Raw genomic sequence first — 24,602 nt, 5'->3', positions numbered from 1 at the left:
CGCGCCCCTCATTAGGATTTGAAAATGAACCAGGAACTTGCCACCAATCCCCTGAACCCGCTGGCCCAGCCGCGGCAGTTCGACGAAATCAAGATCTCGCTGGCTTCGCCCGAGGAAATCCTTGCCTGGTCCTTCGGCGAGGTGAAGAAGCCCGAGACGATCAACTACCGTACGTTCAAGCCCGAGCGTGACGGCCTGTTCTGCGCGCGTATCTTTGGCCCGATCAAAGACTACGAATGCCTCTGCGGCAAATACAAGCGCATGAAGTATCGCGGCCTTGTCTGCGAGAAATGCGGCGTTGAAGTCACGCTGCAGAAGGTCCGCCGCGAGCGCATGGGCCATATCGAGCTGGCCGCTCCGGTCGCCCATATCTGGTTCCTCAAGTCGCTGCCCTCGCGCATCGGCCTGATGCTGGACATGACCCTGCGCGATCTTGAGCGTATCCTGTATTTCGAAAACTACGTCGTGATCGAACCCGGTCTGACGGACCTGTCCTATGGTCAACTGCTGACCGAGGAAGAGTTCCTCGACGCTCAGGACAACTTCGGTGCCGACGCCTTCACCGCCGATATCGGCGCCGAGGCGATCCGCGCGATGCTGGCCAATATCGACCTGGCCGCCACCGCCGAGCAGCTTCGCGAGGAGCTGAAAGAGGCGACCGGCGAGCTGAAGCCGAAAAAGATCATCAAGCGCCTGAAGATCGTCGAGTCCTTCCTGGAATCGGGCAACCGTCCGGAATGGATGGTCTTGACCGTGATTCCGGTCATTCCGCCGGAACTGCGTCCGCTGGTTCCGCTGGATGGCGGCCGCTTCGCGACCTCGGATCTGAACGACCTGTATCGCCGCGTCATCAACCGGAACAACCGTCTGAAGCGCCTGATCGAGCTTCGCGCGCCCGACATCATCGTCCGCAACGAAAAGCGGATGCTGCAAGAGTCAGTCGATGCTCTGTTCGACAACGGCCGCCGCGGCCGCGTCATCACCGGGAACAACAAACGCCCGCTGAAGTCGCTGTCCGACATGCTGAAGGGCAAACAGGGTCGCTTCCGTCAGAACCTTTTGGGTAAGCGCGTCGACTTCTCGGGCCGTTCGGTCATCGTGACCGGCCCGGAACTCAAGCTGCACCAGTGCGGTCTGCCGAAGAAGATGGCGCTCGAGCTGTTCAAGCCGTTCATCTATTCGCGTCTTGAGGCGAAGGGGCTTTCCTCGACCGTCAAGCAGGCGAAGAAGCTGGTCGAGAAAGAGCGTCCCGAGGTCTGGGATATCCTTGACGAGGTCATCCGCGAGCACCCGGTTCTGCTGAACCGTGCGCCGACGCTGCACCGTCTGGGCATCCAGGCGTTCGAGCCGATCCTGATCGAAGGTAAAGCGATCCAGCTGCACCCGCTGGTCTGCTCGGCCTTCAACGCCGACTTTGACGGCGACCAGATGGCCGTTCACGTTCCGCTGTCGCTGGAAGCGCAGCTGGAAGCGCGTGTCCTGATGATGTCGACGAACAACGTTCTGTCGCCCGCCAACGGCGCGCCGATCATCGTTCCGTCGCAGGACATGGTCCTTGGTCTGTACTACACGACCATGGAACGCGAAGGTATGAAGGGCGAAGGCATGGCCTTCACCAGCCTCGAAGAGGTCGAGCATGCTCTGGCCTCGGGCTCGGTGCACCTGCACGCCAAGATCAAGGCCCGCCTGCCGCAGATCGACGAGAACGGCAACGAAGTGATCATCCGCTTCGACACCACGCCGGGCCGTCTGCGTCTGGGCTCGCTGCTGCCGAAGAACGCGAAAGCGCCCTTCGAGTTGGTCAACCGTCTGCTGCGGAAGAAAGACATTCAGAACGTCATCGACACCGTCTACCGCTACTGCGGTCAGAAGGAATCGGTGATCTTCTGTGACCAGATCATGGGTCTGGGCTTCCGCGAGGCATTCCGTGCGGGCATCTCGTTCGGCAAGGACGACATGGTCATCCCGCCGGCGAAATGGGAACTGGTCGAGGAAACCCAAGACCAGGTGAAGCAGTTCGAGCAGCAATATCTGGACGGCCTGATCACCCAGGGCGAGAAGTACAACAAAGTTGTCGATGCTTGGTCGAAATGTAACGACAAAGTCACCGACGCGATGATGAAGACCATCTCGGCCACCAAAAAGGACGAGAAGGGCGCTGAGCTGGAACCGAACTCGGTCTACATGATGGCCCACTCGGGCGCTCGGGGCTCGGTCAGCCAGATGAAGCAGCTGGGCGGCATGCGCGGCCTGATGGCCAAGCCGAACGGCGAGATCATCGAGACGCCGATCATCTCGAACTTCAAGGAAGGTCTGACCGTTCTTGAATACTTCAACTCGACCCACGGCGCCCGTAAGGGTCTGTCCGATACGGCACTGAAGACCGCGAACTCGGGTTACCTGACCCGTCGTCTGGTCGATGTGGCGCAGGACTGCATCATCCGTGACCATGATTGCGGCACCGAACGTGCGATCACCGCTTCGGCGGCGGTCAATGACGGTGAAGTCGTCAGCCCGCTCAGCGAGCGTGTTCTGGGCCGTACCGCGGCCGATGACGTGCTGGTTCCGGGCGAGGATGTCGTGATCGTTCGCAAGAACGAGCTGATCGACGAGCGCAAGGCAGACGAGATCGAGCAGGCCGGTGTTCAGACCGTCCGCATCCGCTCGGCTCTGACCTGCGAGTCGGACGACGGCATCTGCGCACTTTGCTACGGTCGCGACCTTGCTCGTGGCACGCTGGTCAACATCGGCGAGGCTGTCGGCATCATCGCCGCGCAGTCGATCGGTGAACCGGGCACCCAGCTGACGATGCGGACCTTCCACATCGGCGGTATTGCGCAGGGTGGCCAGCAGTCGTTCATCGCAGCGGCGCAGGAAGGCACGATCGCCTACCAGAACGAGAACACGCTTGAGAACGCGAATGGCGAGCTGATCGTCATGAGCCGGAACATGCAGATCGAAGTCAAAAATGCGCAGGGCGAGGTTCTGGCGAACCACAAACTGTTCTACGGCTCGAAACTGTTCGTGCGCGAAGGCGATCACGTCAATCGCGGCCAGAAGATGTTCGAATGGGACCCCTATACCCTGCCGATCATCGCCGAAAAGGCCGGTCTCGCGAAATATGTCGACCTGCTGTCGGGGATCTCGGTCCGCGACGAGACCGACGATGCGACGGGCATGACGCAGAAGATCGTCACCGACTGGCGCTCGGCCCCCAAAGGCAACGAGCTGAAGCCGGAGATCATCATCGTCGATGCCGATGGCGAGCCGGTCCGCAACGAGCAGGGCAACCCGGTCACCTATCCGATGTCGGTGGACGCGGTTCTCTCGGTCGAAGAAGGCCAAGAGATCAAAGCCGGTGACGTGGTGGCGCGTATCCCGCGCGAAGGCGCCAAGACCAAGGACATCACCGGGGGTCTTCCCCGCGTGGCGGAACTGTTCGAGGCCCGTCGTCCCAAGGATCACGCGATCATCGCCGAAATCGATGGCTATGTGCGCTTTGGCAAGGACTACAAGAACAAGCGCCGCATCAGCATCGAGCCCTCTCAGGACGGTATGGACCCGGTCGAGTACATGGTGCCGAAAGGCAAGCACATCCCGGTTCACGAAGGCGACTTCGTGCAGAAGGGTGACTACATCATGGACGGCAACCCGGCACCGCATGACATCCTGCGCATCATGGGGATCGAGGCCTTGGCCGACTACCTCATCGACGAAGTGCAGGACGTCTATCGACTGCAGGGCGTGAAGATCAACGACAAGCACATCGAGGTGATCGTTCGCCAGATGCTGCAGAAGATCGAGATCCTCGACAGTGGCGATACCACGCTGCTGAAGGGCGAGCATGTCGACCGCGACGAGTTCGAGGAAGAGAATGCCAAGATCGAAGCCAAGGGTGGCCGTCCGGCCAATGGCGAGCCGGTGCTGCTGGGCATCACCAAGGCTTCGCTGCAGACCCGCAGCTTCATCTCGGCCGCTTCGTTCCAGGAAACGACCCGCGTGCTGACCGAGGCTGCCGTTCAGGGCAAGCGCGACAAACTGGTCGGGCTGAAGGAAAACGTCATCGTCGGCCGTCTGATCCCGGCCGGTACCGGTGGCGCGACCGCCCGCGTGCGCCGCATCGCGACCGATCGCGACAACGACGTGATCGAGGCTCGCCGCGCCGAGGCGGAAGCCGCTGCGGCCCTGATCGCGCCGGAAGCCGCGCCGGTCGAGGCTGCTGGCGACAACTGATCGCTGCAACATGACACAGGAAAGGCCCGGCATTGCGCCGGGCCTTTTCCATTGGGCGGTGACCGCTGCTGCAGGGGTATTTAGGAAACGGTGAAAACGCCGGGCGACGCGTCGCGGCAGAAGTTCCGGATGTATGGAAGGCCGTGCTGGCTTTTGCGAGCGGGCATGCTTAACCCTTGTCCTGGGGTTTCCGGGGACAGAATGCGCTCGCCACTCATCTCGTCATTTCGTCGGGTCGCGCCCGTGTCGCTGCATCCGCAGGGGCATTCGGACATGGCTGCCAATCTGCGCGGGACATTGTTCATGGTCCTGTGCATGGCGGCATTCACCTGCAACGATTCCCTGATGAAGACAGTGACGCGGGAGTTGCCGCTATATGAATCGGTGGCAATCCGGGGCGGGTTGGTGCTGATCTTCATGCTGTTGCTGTCCGCTTTGAAGCGCAAGCCGCTGGTGGTGACGGTGCCGCGCCATGACATCGGGCCGCTGGTGCTGCGCGGCGCGGCGGATATCATCTCGACCCTGCTTTATCTGCTGGCGCTGCGGCAGATGGCGTTGGCCGATCTGTCGGCGATCATGCAGGCGCTGCCCCTGGCGGTGACGCTGGCGGCAGCGCTGGTGTTTCGCGAACGGCTGGGCTGGCGTCGGATGGGGGCGATCGGGGTGGGCTTCGCCGGTGTGCTGGTGATCCTGCGACCCGGAAGCAGCGCGTTCGATCTGTGGTCGATTGTCGCACTGGCGGCGATGGGGCTGATCGTGGTGCGCGATATTGCGACGCGGCTGTTCTCGGTGCAGGTGGACAGTTCGACCATCGCCTTTCACGCCGCGTTGCTGGTGACGCTGTCGGGGCTGGTCATGGGGATCGGAGAGGAATGGCGCATGCCAAATGTCGGTGAGATTGGCCTGCTGGCCGGGGCGGCGACCCTGCTGACCGTGGGCTATTTCACCGCCGTCGCAGCGATGCGGGTGGGTGAGGTCTCATTCGTTGCGCCGTTCCGCTACACCTCGCTGCTATGGGCGATCGGGTTGGGGTTGGCATTCTTTGGCGAATGGCCGGATCTGTGGACCTGGGTCGGATCGGCGCTGGTCGTGGGCGCGGGACTTTATTCCATCCTGCGCGAGCGGCAGTTGCGGAAGGCAGGGTGATGCGGGTTCAGATGCTTGGCCTGTGCCGGTTTTCCTATCTGGGCGGGCGGGGTTTTCAGGTTACCCATACCAGCATCGAGGAGCGGCGTGCGTTCCTCTATGATCCCGAGCGACTGGCGCGGCGTTGGTTCTGGTTCGAGAACATCACCTTGCCCGGTCTGCTGGCCCAGACCGATCCCGATTTCACACTGGTGCTGATGACCGGGCCGGACCTGCCCGATCCCTATCTTTCGCGTCTGCGAGAATTGACCGAGATCGCGCCACAGTTCCGGCTGGCGTTGATCCCGCCTATGGAGATGCATCTGGCGGCCTGCCTTGCCGCGATCCGTCCTCATGTCGAGACGGATGCCGATGTCGTGGGCCATTTCCGTCAGGATGATGATGATGCGGTCGCCATCGACTATATCTCCCATGCGCGCGGGGATTTTGCCGCCATGCGGCCGCTATGGCAGCAAGGACGCAAGCTGTCTTGCGACTATTCGCGCGGGTTGGTGCTGAAGGCGACACAGCGCGGGATCGAGGTTCAGCAGCGGGTCATCCACAATGCCAGCGTCGGGCTGACGGCCTATTTGCCGCCTGATGCGCCGCAAACCGCCATACATTTCCCGCATTTTAAGATCGGGCTGTCGATGCCCGGCGTCACGATGTGCGATAAGGCGATGTTTGTGCGTTTTCTTAATCACGACAATGATTCCGGGGCGATTGGTGCCGGATATCCATTGCCGGATCAGGATGCTCAGTGGCATAAGGTCCTGGCTGAGCGCTTCCGCATCGACCTGACCAGCCTTGATGACGCGGCCCGTGCCTTTGGCTTGCCGGGCGCGGCGCGACCGCGCTGGGGGCAATAGGGGGCGGCTGTTGACTCACCCCGCGATTCCCCCTATACGCCGCACACCCGGCAGAATCCTGCCTGGTGCCCAGAACCTATATTTGGTCAAGATCCGGGCGTAAGCCCCGATCCTCTGGAACTGAACCCATCCTCCCGCATGGGATGTGATGGGTCGTGGCGTTTCGCGATGGGCGCGTTACGCCGTCGAGAAGTGGCGCAGCAATTTTGCTGCGAGTATTGACGAAAGCAAGACGGGGAACCGAATGCCGACGATCCAACAGCTGATCCGCAAACCGCGGCAGCCGAAAGTGCAGCGCTCGAAGTCGCAGCACCTGCAAGGGTGCCCGCAGAAGCGCGGCGTATGCACGCGTGTGTACACCACCACGCCGAAGAAACCGAACTCCGCTATGCGTAAAGTCGCCAAAGTGCGTCTGACGAATGGCTTCGAGGTCATCTCCTACATCCCGGGCGAAAAGCACAACCTCCAGGAACACAGCGTCGTGCTGATCCGTGGCGGCCGTGTAAAAGACCTTCCGGGTGTCCGTTACCACATCCTGCGCGGTGTGCTGGATACCCAGGGCGTCAAAGATCGTCGTCAACGCCGTTCGAAATACGGCGCGAAGCGTCCGAAGTAAGGAGAGGCATCAATGTCCCGTCGTCACGCCGCTGAGAAGCGCGAAGTTCTGCCTGACGCCAAGTATGGCGATCGTGTGCTGACCAAGTTCATGAACAACCTGATGGTTGACGGTAAGAAATCGGTCGCCGAGCGCATCGTTTACAGCGCCCTTGAACGCGTTCAAGGCAAGCTGAAGCGCGAGCCGGTCGAAGTCTTCCACGAAGCCCTCGACAATGTTAAGCCCTCCGTCGAAGTGCGTTCGCGCCGCGTCGGTGGTGCGACCTACCAGGTTCCGGTCGAGGTTCGCCCGACCCGCCGTGAAGCGCTGGCGATCCGCTGGCTGATCACTGCGGCCAAGAACCGCAACGAACACACCATGGAAGAGCGCCTCGCGGGCGAGCTGGCCGATGCCGTCAACGGCCGCGGCACCGCTGTCAAGAAACGCGAAGACACCCACAAGATGGCCGACGCCAACAAAGCGTTCAGCCACTACCGCTGGTAAGGGAATAGCATCATGGCACGGGAATATCCGCTCCAGCGTTACCGCAACTTCGGGATCATGGCCCACATCGACGCGGGTAAGACCACGACGACGGAACGCATCCTCTACTACACCGGCAAGTCCCATAAGATCGGCGAAGTCCACGACGGCGCCGCGACCATGGACTGGATGGAGCAGGAGCAGGAGCGGGGCATCACCATTACCTCGGCTGCGACGACCACTTTCTGGCAGCGCCAGGAAGATCCGACCACCGAAGGCACCTCGGACACGAAGTACCGCTTCAACATCATCGACACCCCCGGCCACGTCGACTTCACCATCGAAGTAGAGCGTTCGCTGGCCGTGCTTGACGGTGCGATCTGCCTTCTCGACGCCAACGCTGGCGTTGAACCGCAGACCGAGACCGTGTGGCGCCAGGCTGACCGTTACAAGGTTCCGCGGATCGTGTTCGTCAACAAGATGGACAAGATCGGCGCTGACTTCTTCAACTGCGTGAAGATGATCAAGGACCGTACCGGTGGCATCCCGTGCCCGATCGCTTTCCCGATCGGCGCCGAGGACAAGCTGGAAGGCATCGTCGACCTGATCAAGATGGAAGAGTGGGTCTATAAAGGCGAAGACCTCGGCGCGAGCTGGGTTCGTCAACCGATCCGCGAAGAACTGCAAGATCTGGCCGACGAATGGCGTGGCAACATGATCGAGCTTGCCGTCGAGCAAGACGATGTTGCCATGGAAGCCTATCTGGAAGGCAACGAGCCCGACGAAGCCACCCTGCGCGGTCTGATCCGCAAGGGCACGCTGTCGCTGTCGTTCTTCCCGGTCACCGCTGGCTCGGCGTTCAAGAACAAAGGCGTTCAGCCTCTGCTCAACTCGGTCATCGACTTCCTGCCCTCGCCGCTGGACGTGCCCGCCTACATGGGCTTCCTTCCGGGCGATGAGACGGAAACGCGTAACATCGAGCGTCGCGCTGATGACGCGCAGCCCTTCTCGGGCCTCGCGTTCAAGATCATGAACGACCCCTTCGTCGGCTCGCTGACCTTCACCCGCCTGTATTCGGGCGTGCTGAAGAAAGGCGACCAGATGATGAACTCGACCAAAGGCAAGCGCGAACGCGTTGGCCGGATGATGATGATGCACTCGATCAACCGCGAGGAGATCGAAGAAGCCTTTGCAGGCGACATCATCGCGCTGGCCGGTCTGAAAGACACCACCACGGGCGACACGCTTTGCGATCCGTCGAACCCGGTGGTTCTGGAAACCATGACCTTCCCCGAGCCGGTCATCGAGATCGCCGTCGAGCCGAAGTCGAAAGCTGACCAGGAAAAGATGGGCCTCGCCCTTCAGCGCCTGTCGGCCGAAGACCCGTCCTTCCGCGTCGAAACCGACATCGAGTCGGGCCAGACCATCATGAAGGGCATGGGCGAACTTCACCTCGACATTCTGGTCGACCGGATGAAGCGCGAGTTCAAGGTCGAAGCCAACATCGGTGCGCCGCAGGTGGCTTACCGTGAGACGATCTCGACCTCGGCTGATATCGACTACACGCACAAGAAACAGACCGGTGGTACCGGCCAGTTCGCGCGCGTGAAGCTGACGATCACCCCGACCGAGCCGGGCGAAGGCTATTCGTTCGAGTCGAAGATTGTTGGTGGTGCGGTTCCGAAGGAATACATCCCCGGCGTCGAAAAAGGCATCAAGTCCGTCATGGACTCGGGCCCGCTGGCAGGCTTCCCGGTTATCGACTTCAAGGTCGCTCTGACGGACGGTGCCTTCCACGACGTCGACTCGTCGGTTCTGGCCTTCGAAATCGCCTCGCGCGCAGCAATGCGTGAAGGCCTGAAGAAAGCCGGCGCGAAACTGCTCGAGCCGATCATGAAAGTCGAAGTTGTGACGCCGGAAGAATATACCGGTTCGATCATCGGCGACCTGACCAGCCGTCGTGGCATGGTCCGTGGTCAGGACTCGCGCGGCAACGCCAACGTCATCGACGCGTTCGTGCCGCTGGCCAACATGTTCGGCTACATCAACAACCTGCGCTCGATGTCCTCGGGCCGTGCAGTGTTCTCGATGCAGTTCGACCATTACGAAGCCGTGCCGCAGAACATCTCGGACGAGATCCAGAAGAAATACGCCTGATCGGGATGGCGGGGCTGACGCCCCGCCTTTCCTCGTAGAACACCTGAATCCAAGGAGCCCTGCTTATGGCAAAGGCAAAGTTTGAACGTACGAAACCGCACGTCAACATCGGGACCATTGGTCACGTTGACCACGGCAAGACGACTCTGACGGCTGCGATCACCAAGTATTTTGGTGAATTCAAGGCCTATGACCAGATTGACGGTGCGCCGGAAGAGCGCGCTCGTGGCATCACGATCTCGACCGCGCACGTTGAGTACGAGTCGGAAGCGCGTCACTACGCGCACGTCGACTGCCCCGGCCACGCCGACTACGTGAAGAACATGATCACCGGTGCGGCGCAGATGGACGGCGCGATCCTGGTCGTGAACGCTGCTGACGGCCCGATGCCGCAGACCCGCGAGCACATCCTGCTGGGCCGTCAGGTTGGCATCCCCTACATGGTCGTCTACCTGAACAAGGTCGACCAGGTTGACGATCCGGAACTGCTGGAACTGGTCGAGATGGAAGTGCGCGAGCTGCTGTCCTCGTACGACTACCCCGGCGATGACATTCCGATCATCAAGGGCTCGGCTCTGGCCGCTCTGGAAGGCCGTGATGCGGAAATCGGCGAGAACTCGATCCGCGAGCTGATCGCGGCTGTCGACAGCTACATCCCGACCCCCGAGCGTGCGGTTGACCAGCCGTTCCTGCTGCCGATCGAAGACGTGTTCTCGATCTCGGGCCGCGGCACGGTTGTGACCGGCCGTATCGAGCGTGGCGCTGTCAACGTCGGCGACGAACTGGAAATCGTGGGTATCCGCGACACCAAGAAAACCACCTGCACCGGCGTGGAAATGTTCCGCAAGCTGCTGGATCGTGGGGAGGCTGGCGACAACGTCGGCGTTCTGCTGCGCGGCATCGACCGTGACGGCGTCGAGCGTGGTCAGGTTCTGGTGAAGCCGAAGTCGGTGACCCCGCACACCACCTTCGAAGCCGAAGCCTACATCCTGACCAAGGAAGAGGGTGGCCGTCACACGCCGTTCTTCGCCAACTACCGTCCGCAGTTCTACTTCCGCACCACGGACGTCACCGGGACCGTCAAGCTGCCGGAAGGCACCGAGATGGTGATGCCGGGCGACAACCTGAAGTTCGAAGTCGAACTGATCGCCCCGATCGCGATGGAAGAGAAGCTGCGCTTCGCCATCCGTGAAGGCGGCCGCACCGTCGGCGCCGGCGTTGTGTCGAAAATCCTGAAGTAATTCGGGACCGGGCTTTGCGTGGGGTGCGCTCAAGCACACCCTACGGGGGCCGGGGTAGGGTGCGCTTGAGCGCACCTTCACCAGATATCATCGGGTGATCCCCTCGGGGATATCGCGATGAGAGGGCCGTCCCGAAAGGGACGGCCTTTTGGTGTTTGCCGGATCGCAGAGGGCGTTGCGCCGAAGGTGTGCGCGACAACTTTGCCGAGCAAACCGGAACCCCGCGGCAATGCTTGACCGATGCCGGTCAACCCGTTAAACGGGCGCATTGCCACTGATTCCCTTCCTTGCCGAAAGAATCGGTTGCCTTATGACGGGTCGCCATGTAATGGGGCGGCCTGCTCTTATTTTTACGGTTCGACGCTGGCGGGACGTGGTGTTTCGTCAGCCTCTCAACTCGAGTTCCCCGCAAGAGGGATGATAATGCAAAGCCAGAATATCCGCATCCGGCTCAAGGCGTTCGATTACCGTGTCCTGGATGCCAGCACGCAGGAAATCGTGAACACCGCCAAGCGCACCGGCGCTCAGGTCCGCGGTCCGATTCCGCTGCCCAACAAGATCGAGAAATTCACCGTTCTGCGCGGTCCGCACATCGACAAAAAATCCCGCGACCAGTGGGAAATCCGCACGCACAAGCGTCTGCTGGACATCGTCGACCCGACCCCTCAGACCGTTGACGCCCTGATGAAGCTCGACCTCGCCGCTGGCGTTGACGTCGAAATCAAGGTGTAAGGAGGCCATTATGCTGCGGACTGGTGTAATCGCCAAGAAGCTGGGCATGACCCGGCTGTTCCTGGAAGACGGGCGTCAAGTTCCTGTCACCGTTCTTCACGTCGACAACCTGCAAGTCGTTGCTCAGCGTACCGCTGAGAAAGACGGCTATGTGGCCCTGCAGCTGGGCGCGGGCGAGGCGAAAGCCAAGCGCACGACCGCTGCTCTGCGTGGTCACTTCGCGAAAGCGAATGTTGCTCCGAAGCGCAAGATCGCGGAATTCCGCGTTGCCGCCGAAAACCTGATCGAAGTGGGCGAAGAAATCATCGCCGACCACTACTTCGCGGGTCAGTTCGTCGACATCGCCGGTACCTCGATCGGTAAAGGCTTTGCCGGTGCGATGAAGCGTCACAACTTCGGTGGTCTGCGCGCCTCGCACGGCGTGTCGATCTCGCACCGCTCGCATGGTTCGACCGGCCAGTGCCAAGACCCGGGTAAGGTCTTCAAAGGCAAGAAGATGGCGGGTCATCTGGGTGCCGTTCGCGTCACCACGCAGAACCTGCAAGTCGTTCGGACCGACGCCGACCGTGGCCTGATCATGGTCAAGGGTTCGGTTCCGGGCTCGAAAGGTGGCTGGGTCACCATCAAGGACGCCGTGAAAAAGCCGCTGGCCGAAAACACGGTCTTCCCGGCTGCGACCCGTTCGAAGGCTGCCGCTGAGGCTCAGGTCTCTGCCGAGGCCGTTGCGCCCGAAGGAGACAACTGATGAAACTCGATGTGATCACGCTCGAAGCCGGCAAAGCCGGTGACATCGACCTGAGCGATGACATCTTCGGGCTCGAGCCGCGTGCCGACCTGCTGCACCGCGTCGTGCGCTGGCAGCGTGCGAAAGCCCAGCAAGGTACCCACTCGGTCCTGGGCAAGTCGGATGTCAGCTACTCGACCAAGAAGATCTACCGCCAAAAAGGCACCGGTGGCGCTCGTCACGGTTCCCGCAAGGCGCCGACCTTCCGTCACGGTGGTGTGTACAAGGGTCCGACCCCGCGTTCGCACGCTTTCGATCTGCCGAAGAAAGTTCGCGCACTTGGCCTGAAGCACGCTTTGTCGGCGAAATTCGCCGCAGGTGAGCTGGTCATCGTGGACAGCCTGAACATTGCCGATGCCAAAACTGCGGCCGTTGCTAAAGCGGTCAAAGAAAACGGCTGGAAGCGCGTTCTGGTGATCGACGGTGCCGAAGTGAACGAGAACTTCGCCCGTGCCGCCCGCAACCTCGAAGGCGTGGACGTCCTGCCGTCGATGGGTGCCAACGTCTATGACATCCTGCGTCGCGACACGCTTGTCCTGACGCGCGCCGGAGTCGAAGCTCTGGAGGCTCGTCTGAAATGACCACGAAGCCCGAACATTACGATGTGATCGTCAAGCCGCTGATCACCGAGAAAGCGACGCTCGTTGGTGAAGCCAACGCCTTCGTTTTCCAGGTCGCCAAAGACGCGAACAAGCCCTCGATCAAGCAAGCGGTCGAAGCCCTGTTCAACGTCAAGGTGAAAGCGGTCAACACCACGATCACCAAAGGCAAGACCAAGCGTTTCAAAGGCCGCCCCGGCGTCCGTTCGGACGTGAAGAAAGCCTATGTCACGCTGGAAGCTGGCAACACCATCGACGTGTCGACCGGCCTCTGATATAGAGCCACCGAATCGACGGCCCCCCTGTGGGGCCGTCGTGTTTTGACTGAAACGGACCACCACAGGTCCAAAGCAACGGAAGACAGAAAGCATGGCACTCAAGTCGTATAAACCGACTACGCCTGGCCAGCGTGGGCTGGTTCTGATCGACCGTTCGGAGCTTTGGAAAGGGCGCCCGGTCAAATCCCTCACCGAGGGTTTGACCAAGAACGGCGGCCGGAACAACACCGGACGGATCACGATGCGCCGCAAAGGCGGCGGGGCGAAGCGTCTCTACCGCATCGTCGATTTCAAGCGCACCAAGTTCGATGTCCCGGCGACGGTCGAGCGGATCGAATACGATCCCAACCGCACCGCCTTCATCGCGCTAATCAAATACGAAGATGGCGAACTGGCCTACATCATTGCTCCGCAGCGTCTTGCTGTTGGTGACAAGGTGATCGCTGGCGCCAAGGTCGACGTGAAACCCGGTAACGCGATGCCCTTCTCGGGCATGCCGATCGGTACGATCGTCCACAACGTCGAGCTGAAAGCCGGCAAGGGCGGCCAGCTGGCCCGCTCGGCAGGCACCTACGCCCAGTTCGTTGGTCGCGACGGCGGCTATGCACAGATCCGCCTGTCCTCGGGCGAACTGCGTCTGGTTCGTCAAGAGTGCATGGCCACCATCGGTGCCGTGTCGAACTCGGACCACTCGAACCAGAATCTGGGCAAAGCAGGCCGCAACCGTCACAAGGGCATCCGCCCGAGCGTTCGCGGTGTTGCAATGAACCCGATCGACCACCCGCATGGTGGTGGTGAAGGCCGGACTTCGGGCGGTCGTCATCCTGTTACTCCGTGGGGCAAAGGCACCAAGGGTAACAAGACCCGCACGAATAAAGCGACCGACAAATACATCCTGCGGTCGCGTAACGCGAAGAAGGGGCGCTAATCCATGGCACGTTCTATCTGGAAGGGCCCCTTTGTTGACGCATACGTGCTTCGCAAGGCGGAAAAAGCCCGCGAGGCTGGCAAGTCCGACGTCATCAAGATCTGGTCGCGTCGTTCGACCATTCTGCCGCAGTTTGTCGGCCTGACTTTCGGCGTCTACAACGGCCACAAGCATATCCCGGTCGCCGTGACCGAGGAGATGATCGGCCAGAAGTTTGGTGAATACTCGCCGACGCGGACCTATTACGGTCACGCCGCCGACAAGAAAGCGAAGAGGAAGTAATCGTCATGGGTAAGGAAAACAATCCGCGCCGCGTGGCGGAGAACGAGGCGTTCGCAAAAACGAAAATGCTTCGCACCTCGCCGCAGAAGCTGAACCTGGTTGCGGCGCTGATCCGTGGCAAGAAAGTCGACAAGGCTCTGGCCGACCTGACCTTCTCGCACAAGCGTGTCGCCGGCGACGTGAAAAAATGCCTTCAGTCGGCCATCGCCAACGCCGAGAACAACCATAACCTGGACGTCGACAACCTGATCGTCGCCGAGGCATGGGTCGGCAAGAACATGGTCATGAAACGCGGTCGTCCGCGCGCCCGTGGTCGTTACGGCAAGATCATGAAGCCGTTTTCGGAAATCACCATCAAGGTGCGTCAGGTCGAGGAGCGCGCGTAATGGGTCAGAAAGTAAACCCAATCGGGATGCGTCTTCAGGTCAACCGTACCTGGGACAGCCGTTGGTACGCAGATGACAAGGACTACGGCAACCTGTTGCTGGAAGACCTGAAGATCCGCGACTTCATCCATACTGAAGCCAAACAAGCTGGTGTCAGCCGCGTCATCATCGAGCGTCCGCACAAAAAGTGCCGCGTCACGATCTATGCCGCGCGTCCGGGTGTCATCATCGGCAAAAAAGGCGCCGATATCGAGACCCTGCGCAAGAAGCTGACGAACTTCACCGCCTCGGAACTGCACCTCAACATCGTTGAAGTCCGCAAGCCCGAGCTGGACGCCCAGCTGGTTGCCGAATCGATCGCTCAGCAGCTCGAGCGTCGCGTTTCGTTCCGTCGCGCCATGAAGCGCGCCGTGCAGAACGCCATGCGCATGGGTGCCCTGGGCATCCGGGTGAACGTCGCTGGCCGTCTTGGCGGCGCCGAGATCGCTCGCACCGAGTGGTATCGCGAAGGCCGTGTGCCGCTGCACACCCTGCGCGCCGACATCGACTATGCGCTGTCGGAAGCCACCACCCCCTACGGGATCATCGGTGTGAAGACCTGGATCTTCAAAGGCGAGATCATGGAGCATGACCCGCAGGCACGTGACCGTCGCGCGACTGAAGCGCAAGACGGTCCGGCTCCGCGCGGTCCGCGTCGTGACCGCGACGCGCGCTAAGGAGAAGTAGAGATGCTGCAACCGAAACGGACCAAGTTCCGCAAACAGCACAAGGGCCGGATCCACGGCGAAGCTAAGGGCGGTTTCGCCCTGAACTTCGGCTCGTTCGCCCTGAAGGCTACCGAGCCCGAGCGCGTCACCGCCCGTCAGATCGAAGCGGCCCGCCGCGCGATCACCCGTCACATGAAACGTCAGGGCCGGGTCTGGATCCGGATTTTCCCGGATGTTCCGGTTTCGTCGAAACCGACCGAGGTGCGGATGGGTAAAGGTAAAGGCTCGGTCGATTACTGGGCTGCCCGCGTCCATCCCGGCCGCATCATGTTCGAAATCGACGGCGTGTCCGACGAGATCGCGCGTGAAGCACTGCGCCTGGGTGCGAACAAGCTGCCGGTGCTGACCCGCATCGTGGCCCGCGAAGACTGGTGATCCGAAGGGTAGGGTGCGTTTCAACGCACCTTGCCAACCCCGGATCGGTGCGCTGAAGCGCACCCTACACAAACCGCGCCCCGCCGGGATACTGGCGGGGCGCGCGTCATTTGCGGGTTTTCCACAAAGAGCCTTGCAAAAAATCGGTCATGCCTGTATGGGCAAGCCTTCATCATGAAACTCCACCGGAATCAGGGTGGCCTTGCTGTGCAGGGGCTCTCCGGTGATGTTGAAAGGAAATGGCGTATGAAAGCGCTGGAACTGAAAGACAAGACGCCGGATCAGCTGAAAGAACAGCTGCTGGCTCTGAAAAAGGAAGCGTTCAACCTGCGCTTCCAGCAGGCCACTGGCCAGCTCGAGTCGACCGCCCGCATGCGCGCCGTCCGTCGCGACGTCGCTCGTGTGAAAACCATTCTGAACCAGAAAGCGGCGGAAGCCGCGGCGTCGAACTAAGGAGCCAGGTCCATGCCCAAACGCATCCTGCAAGGCAAGGTCGTCAGCGACAAGAACGAACAGACCGTCACCGTTCTGGTCGAGCGTCGCTTCAAGCACCCGCTGCTGCACAAGACCGTACGGTCGTCGAAGAAATACCGCGCGCATGACGCGCTGAACCAGTTCAAGGTCGGTGACACCGTTCGCATCATCGAATGTGCCCCGATCTCGAAGACCAAGCGCTGGACTGTGCTTGTCGACGCTGTTGAAGCTTCGGCGTGAGCTTCTCCAGTCTTAATCGAAACCCTGGGGCCGGTGATGCTGGTCCCCAAAGGTCGGGAGTAACCCAATGATCCAGATGCAGACCAATCTGGATGTCGCTGACAACTCCGGCGCTCGCCGAGTTCAGTGCATCAAGGTCCTGGGTGGTTCGCACCGTCGCTATGCGTCGGTGGGCGACATCATTGTCGTCTCCGTCAAGGAAGCCATTCCGCGCGGTCGCGTGAAGAAAGGTGACGTCCGCAAGGCCGTCGTCGTGCGCACCGCCAAAGAAGTGAAACGTGAAGACGGCACCTCGATCCGTTTTGACCGCAATGCCGCCGTCATCCTGAACAACCAGGGTGAGCCGGTCGGTACCCGTATCTTCGGGCCGGTCGTTCGTGAGCTGCGCGCCAAGAACTTCATGAAGATCATCTCGCTCGCTCCGGAGGTGCTGTAATGGCTGCCAAGCTGAAAAAGGGCGACAAGGTCGTCGTGCTGGCCGGCAAGGACAAAGGCAAGCAGGGCGAGATCTCGGCCGTTCTTCCCAAAGAGAACAAGGCTGTTGTTGACGGCGTCAACATCGCGATCCGCCACACTCGTCAGACCCAGACCTCGCAAGGCGGTCGCGTGTCGAAAGCCATGCCGATCGACCTGTCGAACCTGTCGCTGATGGACAAGAACGGCAAAGCGACCCGCGTTGGCTTCCGCCTGGAAGACGGCAAGAAAGTCCGCTTCGCCAAGACCACGGGAGACGTGATCTGATGCTGGACCAAGCCACCTATTCGCCGCGTCTCAAAGCGCAGTACCGCGAAGTCATTCGCGCTGCGATGAAAGAAGAGTTCGGCTACAAGAACGACATGCAGATCCCGCGTCTGGACAAGATCGTCCTGAACATGGGCATCGGCGAAGCCGTGAAAGACACGAAAAAGGTCAAGCAAGGTGCTGAAGAGCTCTCGCTGATCGCGGGTCAGAAGGCTGTCATCACTCATGCCAAGAAGTCCATCGCAGGCTTCCGCGTCCGTGAAGAAATGCCGCTGGGCACGAAAGTGACCCTGCGCGGTGACCGGATGTACGAATTCCTGGATCGCCTGATCAACATCGCGCTGCCGCGCGTCCGCGACTTCCGCGGCGTGAAGGGCAGCTCTTTCGACGGTCGTGGCAACTACGCCATGGGCCTGAAAGAGCACATCGTGTTCCCGGAAATCAACTTCGACAAGGTCGACGAAGTTCTGGGGATGGACATCATCATCTGCACCACCGCGCCGACCGACGCGGAAGCGAAGTCGCTGTTGAAGCATTTCAACATGCCGTTCAACAGCTGATCGCAGGGGTAAAAGAGATATGGCTAAAAAATCCATGATCGAGCGCGAGAAGAAGCGCGAGCGTCTGGTTCAGAAATTCGCCGCCAAGCGCGCTGCTCTGAACGAGGTCGTCCACGATCAGTCCCGCCCGATGGAAGAGCGCTTCAATGCCAGCCTGAAACTGGCTGAACTGCCGCGCAACTCCTCGGCCACGCGTCTGCACAACCGGTGCCAACTGACCGGTCGTCCGCACGCGTATTATCGCAAACTGAAACTGTCGCGGATCATGCTGCGCGAGCTCGGCTCGTTCGGTCAGATCCCCGGCATGGTCAAATCGAGCTGGTAAGGGGGCAATATGTCGATGAACGATCCTCTCGGCGATATGCTGACCCGCATCCGCAACGCACAGATGCGCGGCAAATCGACCGTTCGCACTCCGGCCTCCAAGCTTCGCGCCTGGGTTCTGGACGTGCTGAAGGCGGAAGGCTACATCCGCGGTTACGAACCCGTAACCACGGAAGCCGGCCACAATGAGCTGGAAATCAGCTTGAAATACTACGAAGGCACCCCGGTCATCCGCGAACTCGCGCGTGTGTCCAAACCCGGTCGTCGGGTTTATGCCTCGGTCAAGGAAATCCCGTCGGTCCGCAACGGCCTGGGCGTTTCCATCGTCTCGACGCCGAAAGGCGTGATGTCGGACGCAGCGGCTCGCAACGCCAATGTTGGCGGCGAAGTCCTCTGCACCGTGTTCTAAAGGAGGGCAGAGATGTCTCGGATTGGTAAAAAACCGGTCGCCCTCCCGCAAGGCGTGACCGCAGAAGTCAAAGGTCAGACGATCGAAGTGAAGGGCCCGAAAGGGACCCGCAGCTTCACCGCGACCGATGACGTGACCCTGTCGCTGGAAGACGGCGCCGTGAAAGTGACCCCCCGTGGTCTCTCGAAGCGCGCCCGTCAACAGTGGGGCATGACTCGCTCGATGGTCGAGAACCTGACCGTCGGCGTGAGCCAGGGCTTCAAGAAAGAGCTGGAAATTCAGGGTGTGGGTTACCGCGCCTCGATGCAGGGCAATGTCCTGAAACTGGCTCTGGGCTATTCGCACGACGTGAACTTCGAGGCGCCTGCCGGCGTCACCATCACCTCGCCGAAGCAGACCGAAATCGTGGTGGAAGGCATTGACCAGCAACTGGTCGGCCAAGTCGCCGCGAACATCCGCGAGTGGCGTCAGCCCGAGCCCTACAAGGGCAAAGGCATCCGCTACAAGGGTGAGGTCGTCTTCCGCAAGGAAGGCAAGAAGAAGTAAGGGGCGCGAGAAATGGCACTGAACAAACGAGAGCTGTTCCTGAAGCGCCGCCTGCGCGTGCGGAACAAACTGCGGGCTATCACGGACGGTCGTCCGCGTCTGTCCGTTCACCGTTCTTCCAAGAACATCAGCGTTCAAGTCATCGACGACGTGAAAGGGGTCACCTTGGCCTCGGCATCGTCGCTCGAGAAAGACTTCGGCGCTGTTGGCAAGAACAACGTGGAAGTCGCGGCCAAGATCGGCGCAGCGATTGCAGAACGTGCGAAGAAAGCCGGCGTCGAAGAAGTCATCTTCGACCGCGGTGGTTTCCTGTTCCACGGCAAGATCAAAGCCCTTGCGGACGCAGCTCGCGAAGGCGGTCTGAAGTTCTAAGGACTGCGGGTGGCGTCATCGCCACCCCGATGATCCGGGGGCCTTTGCCTTGGCATTGGCCCACCAGGATCGGATTTAACGGCGCGATCGCGCGCCAGTTTTAAAGGAATGCCATATGGCAGAACGTGAAAACCGTCGGGGTCGCCGCGAAGAGCGCGAAGAGACCCCGGAATTCGCCGATCGTCTGGTCGCGATCAACCGCGTGTCGAAAACCGTCAAGGGTGGTAAGCGCTTCGGCTTCGCCGCTCTGGTGGTTGTCGGCGATCAGCGTGGTCGTGTCGGCTTCGGCAAGGGCAAGGCCAAAGAGGTCCCCGAGGCGATCCGCAAGGCCACCGAACAGGCGAAACGCTCGCTGGTTCGCGTCCCGCTGCGCGACGGCCGCACCCTGCACCACGATATCGAGGGCCGTCACGGCGCCGGTAAAGTGATCATGCGGACTGCCGTTCCGGGTACCGGTATCATCGCCGGTGGTCCGATGCGCGCTGTCTTCGAGATGCTGGGCGTTCAGGACGTTGTTGCGAAGTCGCAAGGCTCGCAGAACCCCTACAACATGATCCGCGCCACCATCGACGGTCTGAAAAAAGAATCCTCGCCGCGCAACGTCGCTCAGCGCCGTGGCAAGAAAGTGGCCGAGATCCTGCCGTCGAACGACAAGCCGGCTGACGCCGCTGTCGAAGCGTAAGGAGAGACACCATGGCTAAAACCATCGTCGTCAAGCAGATCGGTTCGCCGATCCGCCGTCCGGCCGTCCAGCGCGAGACGCTGAAAGGCCTGGGCCTGAACAAGATGAACCGCACCCGCGAGCTGGAAGATACCCCGGCTGTGCGCGGCATGGTCAACAAGATCCCGCATCTGGTTGTCATCATCGAAGAGCGCGGCTGATTTCAGCACGCTTTGAGTTAGGAAACGCCCCGGAGCTTCTCCGGGGCGTTTTCCTTTGTCCGACCGGCTGGCTTAACCATTTGCTAACCAATCTGAGGCTACCTTCGCCGGGTCCGATCCCGCGCCAAGGAGCAAGCCCATGCGGCGTGTCAGTCTGCTGATTGTGCTGTTATTGCTGGGCAGCCCGGTCGCTGCCGGTCCTTGGGCACGGGCCGAAAAGGGCATGTTCCTGTCGCTTTCGGACGAACGGGACCGCGACGGCAACAGCTATACCGGGCTATACGGCGAATATGGCCTGACCGCCCGTGAGACTCTGGGCTTTGAGTTGGGTTACACCAATGTCGGTGAAACCAGCGCGATCTTCTGGCTGCAGCATGGCCTTGAGCCCATCGGCGAGAACCGCTTCGCGCTATCGCTGGGACTGGGCATGGTCTCACGCGAGGGCATGGTTCTGCCGATGGCTCAGGCCGGTGCGGATTGGGGGCGCGGGTTTCAGGGCATCCTTGAGGGCGGCTGGCTGGCGCTGGAAACCCGGTTGAAGGTCGCCGGCTCGATGACGAACCCCGAGGATTTCGCGGGGCTTTCGCCCAGCGAATTCAGCTATCTGACGCCCGAGGTGACGACCAAGGCCGATCTGACCGTGGGCCTGCATGCCACCGACGCGATGATGTTCATCAATCAGTTGCGGCTGGAGCAGCGCGAGGATACCGGCTTCTCCAGCAAGCTGGCGACGACCATTGTCCATGACCTGATTGGCCCCGCCAAGATCGAACTTGGCGCGATCACGCCCTTGTCTGGTCCAGGTCAGCAGGCGTTCAAGATAGGGACGTGGCTGGAGTTCTGACGCGGGCGACATCTGGCTGGGATGATCTCTTTGCAGCCGTCAGATACGCCATAATAGCTGGAACAGGTCGATGAGACTCGCGCTGGGTCAGATCGGCGAGGTATCTTTTAATTTTTTCGCCTATTCATAAGGACAGTATAAAGGCAGATCTCAAAACGTTCTGTTCTCCTTGCCTCATTTTCGCCTTCGAGTAAGCTAAGTTGGCAGAAGCCTTAGTATTGAGTACCTGTTTTCAGTGTCCAAAGGTCTGTAGCGTGCTTGGTAATATCCAGATTCTGCGCTTTGCCGCTGCTACGCTTGTTGTTTTGTTTCACGTCGCCTGGACCGCCCAGAATGAGGGGCGCTCGACATCGTTTCTCGCGCATTTCATTAAATGGGGCGAATCGGGCGTCGATATTTTCTTCGTCATTTCCGGATTTGTCATGGTGCTGTCGCAGGCGCGAACCCGGCGCAGCCTCGGTCAGTTCCTGCTGGAGCGGGCGATTCGCATTGTTCCGATGTACTGGATTCTGACCCTGCTGCTGACTGCTCTGCTGCTGGCCCTGCCGCAGCTTTTCAGCAACAGCAGCTTTTCCGCGTCCAAGACCCTGGCCTCGTTGTTCTTTGTGAACTGGCTGTCGGGAGAGGGGTTTCCGGTCGTATATGTGGGATGGACGCTGGAATATGAGTGGCTGTTCTATATCTTTTTTGCGTTCAGCTTTTCGCTGCTGCCATTGGAATTAACCTGGATTCCGGTGTTGGCGTCATTTTCCCTGCTGAGCGCCTCGGGATGGATCGAATGGGTTTCGGTCGAATTCGTTTACGGAATGGGAATAGGTCTATTCTACCTACGCGGGTGGAAACTGCCGTTCCCATCGCTTTTCGTTATCATTGGGATGGCCATGTTGATTGGGACGGCTCTGTTCCAGGTAGCAGAGTTACCTCGTCCTGTCGCATATGGCGTGCCAGCATTTCTGATTGTCGCTGGTCTGGTGTATCTGCCGCAGCTGCGGGGCAGGGCGGTGCTGTTCCTGGGGGCCGCATCCTATTCGATCTACCTGGTACAGGTCTTTACGATTCCTGTGGCTTTTCGGGTTATCCAGAAATTCGTCTCGTTGCCGAGCGATGTGGTGGCGCTTCTTGCTGCCGCGATCACCTTGCTGGCAGGGGGCTTGGCCTGCAGTCTGGTCGAAAAGCCGTTGGGGCGGCGCTTGCACAGACTGCATCGGCCCGAACCTCAGATGGAGATCGGCGTGCGGTCGTAACCGGCTCGGTCATGGTCGAACGCGAAACTTGACCGGGTGGCTGCCTTCATATAGGAACCGCCGGTGCCCTCGCGGGCATCGACTCAACAAGCAAGAAATGCCGTGTCCGCCTCCTTCGCTTCATGGGGCGCTTCCGGCTGTAGGAGAAGCGATATGAAACTTCACGAACTTCGCGATAACGAAGGTTCCTCGCGCAAGAAAAAACGCGTTGCCCGTGGTCCCGGCTCGGGCAAGGGTAAGACCGCTGGCCGTGGTATCAAAGGTCAGACCTCGCGTTCGGGCGTTGCGCTGAACGGTTACGAAGGCGGCCAAATGCCGCTGTACCGCCGCCTGCCGAAGCGTGGCTTCAGCAAGCCGAATCGTCTGGAATTCGCTGTGGTCAACCTGGGCCAGCTGCAGACCTTCGTCGATGCCGGCCGTCTGGATGCCAAGGCTGACATCACTGCTGAAGTCCTGGTTGCTGCCGGCGTCATCCGCCGCAAGCTGGACGGCGTGCGCGTTCTGGCCCAAGGCGAGCTGAAAGCCGCCCTGAACCTGACCGTTGCCGGTGCGTCGAAAGCCGCTGTCGAGGCGATCGAGAAGATCGGTGGCAAGATCACCGTCACGCGTCCGGTCAAAGAAGAAGCCGCGGCCGAATAAGCTGTTGAAGGGCGCGCTCGCGCCCAATACATAGCTGTCAAGTTTTCCAGGCGCCGCGGGATCGGGAAACGATCCGGCGGCGCTGCCATGAAGGGGCATACGTATGGCGTCAGCCGCAGAACAGATGGCCGCGAACCTGTCATGGGGTGCGCTCGGCAAAGCTACCGAGCTGCGCCAGAGGATCTGGTTCACGCTCGGACTTCTCATCATCTACCGCCTTGGCACCTATATCCCGGTGCCTGGGATCGACGGCGCGGCGCTGCGCAACTTCATGGACCAGGCACAAGCCGGCCTTGGTGGCATCCTGTCGATGTTCACCGGCGGTGCGCTGGGGCGGATGGGCGTCTTTGCGCTTGGCATCATGCCCTATATCTCGGCCTCGATCATCGTCCAGCTGCTGGCCTCGATGGTCCCCGCTCTTGAGCAACTCAAGAAAGAGGGCGAGAACGGCCGCAAGAAAATCAACCAATATACCCGCTATGCCACCGTGGCGCTGGCGCTGTTCCAAGCCTGGGGTCTGGCGGTCAGCCTTGAGCATGGCAACCTCGCGCATGAGCCGGGCATGTTCTTCCGCGCCTCGGTGGTCATCACCTTGGTTGGCGGCACCATGTTCCTGATGTGGGTGGGTGAGCAGATCACCGCCCGTGGCATCGGCAACGGCATCTCTCTGATCATCTTCGTCGGCATCGTCGCCGAGATCCCCGGCCACCTGGCGCAGTTCCTGGCGCAGGGCCGTTCGGGCGCCGTCTCGACCCCGGTGATTCTGGGGGTGATCGTGATGGTGATCGCGGTCATTGCCTTTGTCGTGTTCATGGAACGCGCCTTGCGCAAGATCCACATCCAGTATCCGCGCCGTCAGGTCGGGATGAAGATCTATGACGGCCAGTCCTCGCACCTGCCGATCAAGGTCAACCCCGCAGGCGTGATCCCGGCGATCTTTGCCAGCTCGCTGCTGCTGCTGCCGGTGACGATCTCGACCTTCTCGGGCAACCAGACCGGTCCGATCATGTCGACGATCCTGGCCTATTTTGGCCCGGGGCAGCCGCTTTACCTGCTGTTCTTCGTCGCGATGATCGTGTTCTTCGCGTATTTCTATACGTTCAACGTCAGCTTCAAGACGGATGACGTGGCCGAAAACCTGAAGAATCAGGGCGGCTTCATCCCCGGCATCCGTCCGGGCAAGCGCACCGAGGACTACCTGTCCTATGTCGTCAGCCGCGTGCTGGTCGTCGGCTCGGCCTATCTGGCGGCGGTCTGCATGCTGCCCGAGGTGATCCGTCACCAGCTTGCGATCCCCTTCTACTTTGGTGGGACTTCCGTGCTGATCGTCGTCAGTGTTGTCATGGACACGATCAATCAGGTCCAAAGCCACTTGCTTGCTCACCAATACGAAGGTTTGATCGAGAAATCGCAGCTGCGCGGGAAACGCAAGCCGGGGGCGCCGCGTCCTCGCAAGGCACCCGCCCGTCGTTGATAGGGAGAGGCCCTGAACG

Annotated in this window: 31 protein-coding genes; all 31 read left to right on the top strand. The window is 60.6% G+C overall.

Going from position 1 to position 24,602, the window contains the following annotated elements:
* The first annotated feature begins 24 nt into the window (after window positions 1-24).
* Window positions 25-4,233, top strand: coding sequence for a DNA-directed RNA polymerase subunit beta' (rpoC, locus tag GL300_RS06310; protein WP_155038767.1), 4,209 nt, complete (start codon window positions 25-27; stop codon window positions 4,231-4,233).
* A 201-nt stretch (window positions 4,234-4,434) separates the two neighbouring features.
* Complete coding sequence (locus GL300_RS06305; RefSeq protein WP_155038766.1) at window positions 4,435-5,379, top strand: DMT family transporter; 945 nt, start codon at window positions 4,435-4,437, stop codon at window positions 5,377-5,379.
* On the top strand, window positions 5,379-6,227 hold the full coding sequence (locus tag GL300_RS06300) for a putative rhamnosyl transferase (protein ID WP_155038765.1): 849 nt from the start codon (window positions 5,379-5,381) through the stop codon (window positions 6,225-6,227). The genes GL300_RS06305 and GL300_RS06300 overlap by 1 nt, the downstream gene beginning before the upstream one ends.
* 244 nt (window positions 6,228-6,471) lie before the next feature.
* Window positions 6,472-6,843, top strand: a complete 372-nt coding sequence (gene rpsL / locus GL300_RS06295) for a 30S ribosomal protein S12 (protein ID WP_022705687.1) — start codon at window positions 6,472-6,474, stop codon at window positions 6,841-6,843.
* A gap of 12 nt (window positions 6,844-6,855) precedes the next feature.
* On the top strand, window positions 6,856-7,326 hold the full coding sequence (rpsG, locus tag GL300_RS06290; protein WP_155038764.1) for a 30S ribosomal protein S7: 471 nt from the start codon (window positions 6,856-6,858) through the stop codon (window positions 7,324-7,326).
* A 12-nt stretch (window positions 7,327-7,338) separates the two neighbouring features.
* Entirely contained in the window at window positions 7,339-9,462 is a 2,124-nt protein-coding gene (gene fusA, locus GL300_RS06285; RefSeq protein ID WP_155038763.1) for an elongation factor G, read from the top strand.
* Between the two features lie 65 nt (window positions 9,463-9,527).
* Window positions 9,528-10,703 (top strand): elongation factor Tu, encoded by a 1,176-nt coding sequence (tuf, locus tag GL300_RS06280; protein ID WP_155038762.1) that lies wholly within the window; start codon window positions 9,528-9,530, stop codon window positions 10,701-10,703.
* A gap of 423 nt (window positions 10,704-11,126) precedes the next feature.
* Window positions 11,127-11,435 carry a 30S ribosomal protein S10 gene (rpsJ, locus tag GL300_RS06275; protein ID WP_010400227.1) on the top strand — a complete coding sequence of 103 codons (309 nt, stop codon included), beginning with the start codon at window positions 11,127-11,129 and terminating at the stop codon, window positions 11,433-11,435.
* 10 nt (window positions 11,436-11,445) lie between these two features.
* A complete protein-coding gene (gene rplC, locus GL300_RS06270; protein ID WP_155038761.1) occupies window positions 11,446-12,180 on the top strand; it encodes a 50S ribosomal protein L3 in 735 nt (244 codons plus the stop codon).
* Complete coding sequence (gene rplD / locus GL300_RS06265; RefSeq protein ID WP_155038760.1) at window positions 12,180-12,800, top strand: 50S ribosomal protein L4; 621 nt, start codon at window positions 12,180-12,182, stop codon at window positions 12,798-12,800. Before rplC ends, rplD begins: the two co-directional genes overlap by 1 nt.
* Complete coding sequence (locus tag GL300_RS06260) at window positions 12,797-13,093, top strand: 50S ribosomal protein L23 (protein WP_155038759.1); 297 nt, start codon at window positions 12,797-12,799, stop codon at window positions 13,091-13,093. Before rplD ends, GL300_RS06260 begins: the two co-directional genes overlap by 4 nt.
* A gap of 94 nt (window positions 13,094-13,187) precedes the next feature.
* Window positions 13,188-14,024 (top strand): 50S ribosomal protein L2, encoded by an 837-nt coding sequence (rplB, locus tag GL300_RS06255; protein ID WP_155038758.1) that lies wholly within the window; start codon window positions 13,188-13,190, stop codon window positions 14,022-14,024.
* 3 nt (window positions 14,025-14,027) lie between these two features.
* A complete protein-coding gene (gene rpsS, locus GL300_RS06250; RefSeq protein WP_017999558.1) occupies window positions 14,028-14,306 on the top strand; it encodes a 30S ribosomal protein S19 in 279 nt (92 codons plus the stop codon).
* A gap of 5 nt (window positions 14,307-14,311) precedes the next feature.
* Window positions 14,312-14,692, top strand: coding sequence for a 50S ribosomal protein L22 (rplV, locus tag GL300_RS06245; protein ID WP_155038747.1), 381 nt, complete (start codon window positions 14,312-14,314; stop codon window positions 14,690-14,692).
* Window positions 14,692-15,408, top strand: coding sequence for a 30S ribosomal protein S3 (rpsC, locus tag GL300_RS06240; RefSeq protein ID WP_155038745.1), 717 nt, complete (start codon window positions 14,692-14,694; stop codon window positions 15,406-15,408). Before rplV ends, rpsC begins: the two co-directional genes overlap by 1 nt.
* Window positions 15,409-15,420: 12 nt before the next feature.
* Complete coding sequence (rplP, locus tag GL300_RS06235) at window positions 15,421-15,834, top strand: 50S ribosomal protein L16 (RefSeq protein WP_134680210.1); 414 nt, start codon at window positions 15,421-15,423, stop codon at window positions 15,832-15,834.
* Window positions 15,835-16,080: 246 nt separating this feature from the next.
* Complete coding sequence (gene rpmC, locus GL300_RS06230) at window positions 16,081-16,287, top strand: 50S ribosomal protein L29 (RefSeq protein WP_155038743.1); 207 nt, start codon at window positions 16,081-16,083, stop codon at window positions 16,285-16,287.
* Between the two features lie 12 nt (window positions 16,288-16,299).
* Window positions 16,300-16,548 carry a 30S ribosomal protein S17 gene (rpsQ, locus tag GL300_RS06225; RefSeq protein ID WP_155038742.1) on the top strand — a complete coding sequence of 83 codons (249 nt, stop codon included), beginning with the start codon at window positions 16,300-16,302 and terminating at the stop codon, window positions 16,546-16,548.
* 67 nt (window positions 16,549-16,615) lie between these two features.
* Entirely contained in the window at window positions 16,616-16,984 is a 369-nt protein-coding gene (gene rplN, locus GL300_RS06220; protein WP_010400243.1) for a 50S ribosomal protein L14, read from the top strand.
* A complete protein-coding gene (gene rplX / locus GL300_RS06215; RefSeq protein WP_155038740.1) occupies window positions 16,984-17,289 on the top strand; it encodes a 50S ribosomal protein L24 in 306 nt (101 codons plus the stop codon). Before rplN ends, rplX begins: the two co-directional genes overlap by 1 nt.
* Window positions 17,289-17,849: a 50S ribosomal protein L5 gene (gene rplE, locus GL300_RS06210; RefSeq protein ID WP_155038739.1), complete on the top strand. Its 561-nt coding sequence runs from the start codon at window positions 17,289-17,291 to the stop codon at window positions 17,847-17,849. The genes rplX and rplE overlap by 1 nt, the downstream gene beginning before the upstream one ends.
* A 19-nt stretch (window positions 17,850-17,868) precedes the next feature.
* Window positions 17,869-18,174: a 30S ribosomal protein S14 gene (rpsN, locus tag GL300_RS06205; RefSeq protein WP_155038737.1), complete on the top strand. Its 306-nt coding sequence runs from the start codon at window positions 17,869-17,871 to the stop codon at window positions 18,172-18,174.
* Window positions 18,175-18,183: 9 nt separating this feature from the next.
* On the top strand, window positions 18,184-18,582 hold the full coding sequence (gene rpsH, locus GL300_RS06200; RefSeq protein WP_155038736.1) for a 30S ribosomal protein S8: 399 nt from the start codon (window positions 18,184-18,186) through the stop codon (window positions 18,580-18,582).
* A 12-nt stretch (window positions 18,583-18,594) separates the two neighbouring features.
* Entirely contained in the window at window positions 18,595-19,128 is a 534-nt protein-coding gene (gene rplF / locus GL300_RS06195) for a 50S ribosomal protein L6 (protein ID WP_155038735.1), read from the top strand.
* A 12-nt stretch (window positions 19,129-19,140) separates the two neighbouring features.
* Complete coding sequence (gene rplR / locus GL300_RS06190; RefSeq protein ID WP_155038734.1) at window positions 19,141-19,500, top strand: 50S ribosomal protein L18; 360 nt, start codon at window positions 19,141-19,143, stop codon at window positions 19,498-19,500.
* Window positions 19,501-19,615: 115 nt separating this feature from the next.
* A complete protein-coding gene (gene rpsE, locus GL300_RS06185) occupies window positions 19,616-20,182 on the top strand; it encodes a 30S ribosomal protein S5 (RefSeq protein ID WP_134680219.1) in 567 nt (188 codons plus the stop codon).
* 11 nt (window positions 20,183-20,193) lie between these two features.
* Window positions 20,194-20,382 (top strand): 50S ribosomal protein L30, encoded by a 189-nt coding sequence (gene rpmD / locus GL300_RS06180; protein ID WP_134680220.1) that lies wholly within the window; start codon window positions 20,194-20,196, stop codon window positions 20,380-20,382.
* Window positions 20,383-20,521: 139 nt separating this feature from the next.
* Window positions 20,522-21,226: a hypothetical protein gene (locus tag GL300_RS06175; protein WP_155038732.1), complete on the top strand. Its 705-nt coding sequence runs from the start codon at window positions 20,522-20,524 to the stop codon at window positions 21,224-21,226.
* A 254-nt stretch (window positions 21,227-21,480) separates the two neighbouring features.
* Window positions 21,481-22,470 (top strand): acyltransferase family protein, encoded by a 990-nt coding sequence (locus GL300_RS06170; protein WP_170297615.1) that lies wholly within the window; start codon window positions 21,481-21,483, stop codon window positions 22,468-22,470.
* Window positions 22,471-22,623: 153 nt separating this feature from the next.
* Entirely contained in the window at window positions 22,624-23,109 is a 486-nt protein-coding gene (gene rplO, locus GL300_RS06165) for a 50S ribosomal protein L15 (protein ID WP_155038730.1), read from the top strand.
* Window positions 23,110-23,212: 103 nt separating this feature from the next.
* The gene (secY, locus tag GL300_RS06160) at window positions 23,213-24,583 is read left to right on the top strand and encodes a preprotein translocase subunit SecY (RefSeq protein WP_155038728.1); all 1,371 of its coding nucleotides are present in this window, start codon (window positions 23,213-23,215) and stop codon (window positions 24,581-24,583) included.
* Window positions 24,584-24,602 lie beyond the last annotated feature (19 nt).

This window comes from Paracoccus litorisediminis (assembly GCF_009711205.1).
Classification (GTDB): domain Bacteria; phylum Pseudomonadota; class Alphaproteobacteria; order Rhodobacterales; family Rhodobacteraceae; genus Paracoccus; species Paracoccus litorisediminis.
The sequence above is the reverse complement of the archived record's forward strand: the minus strand, read 5'-3'. Positions and strand labels throughout refer to the sequence as shown.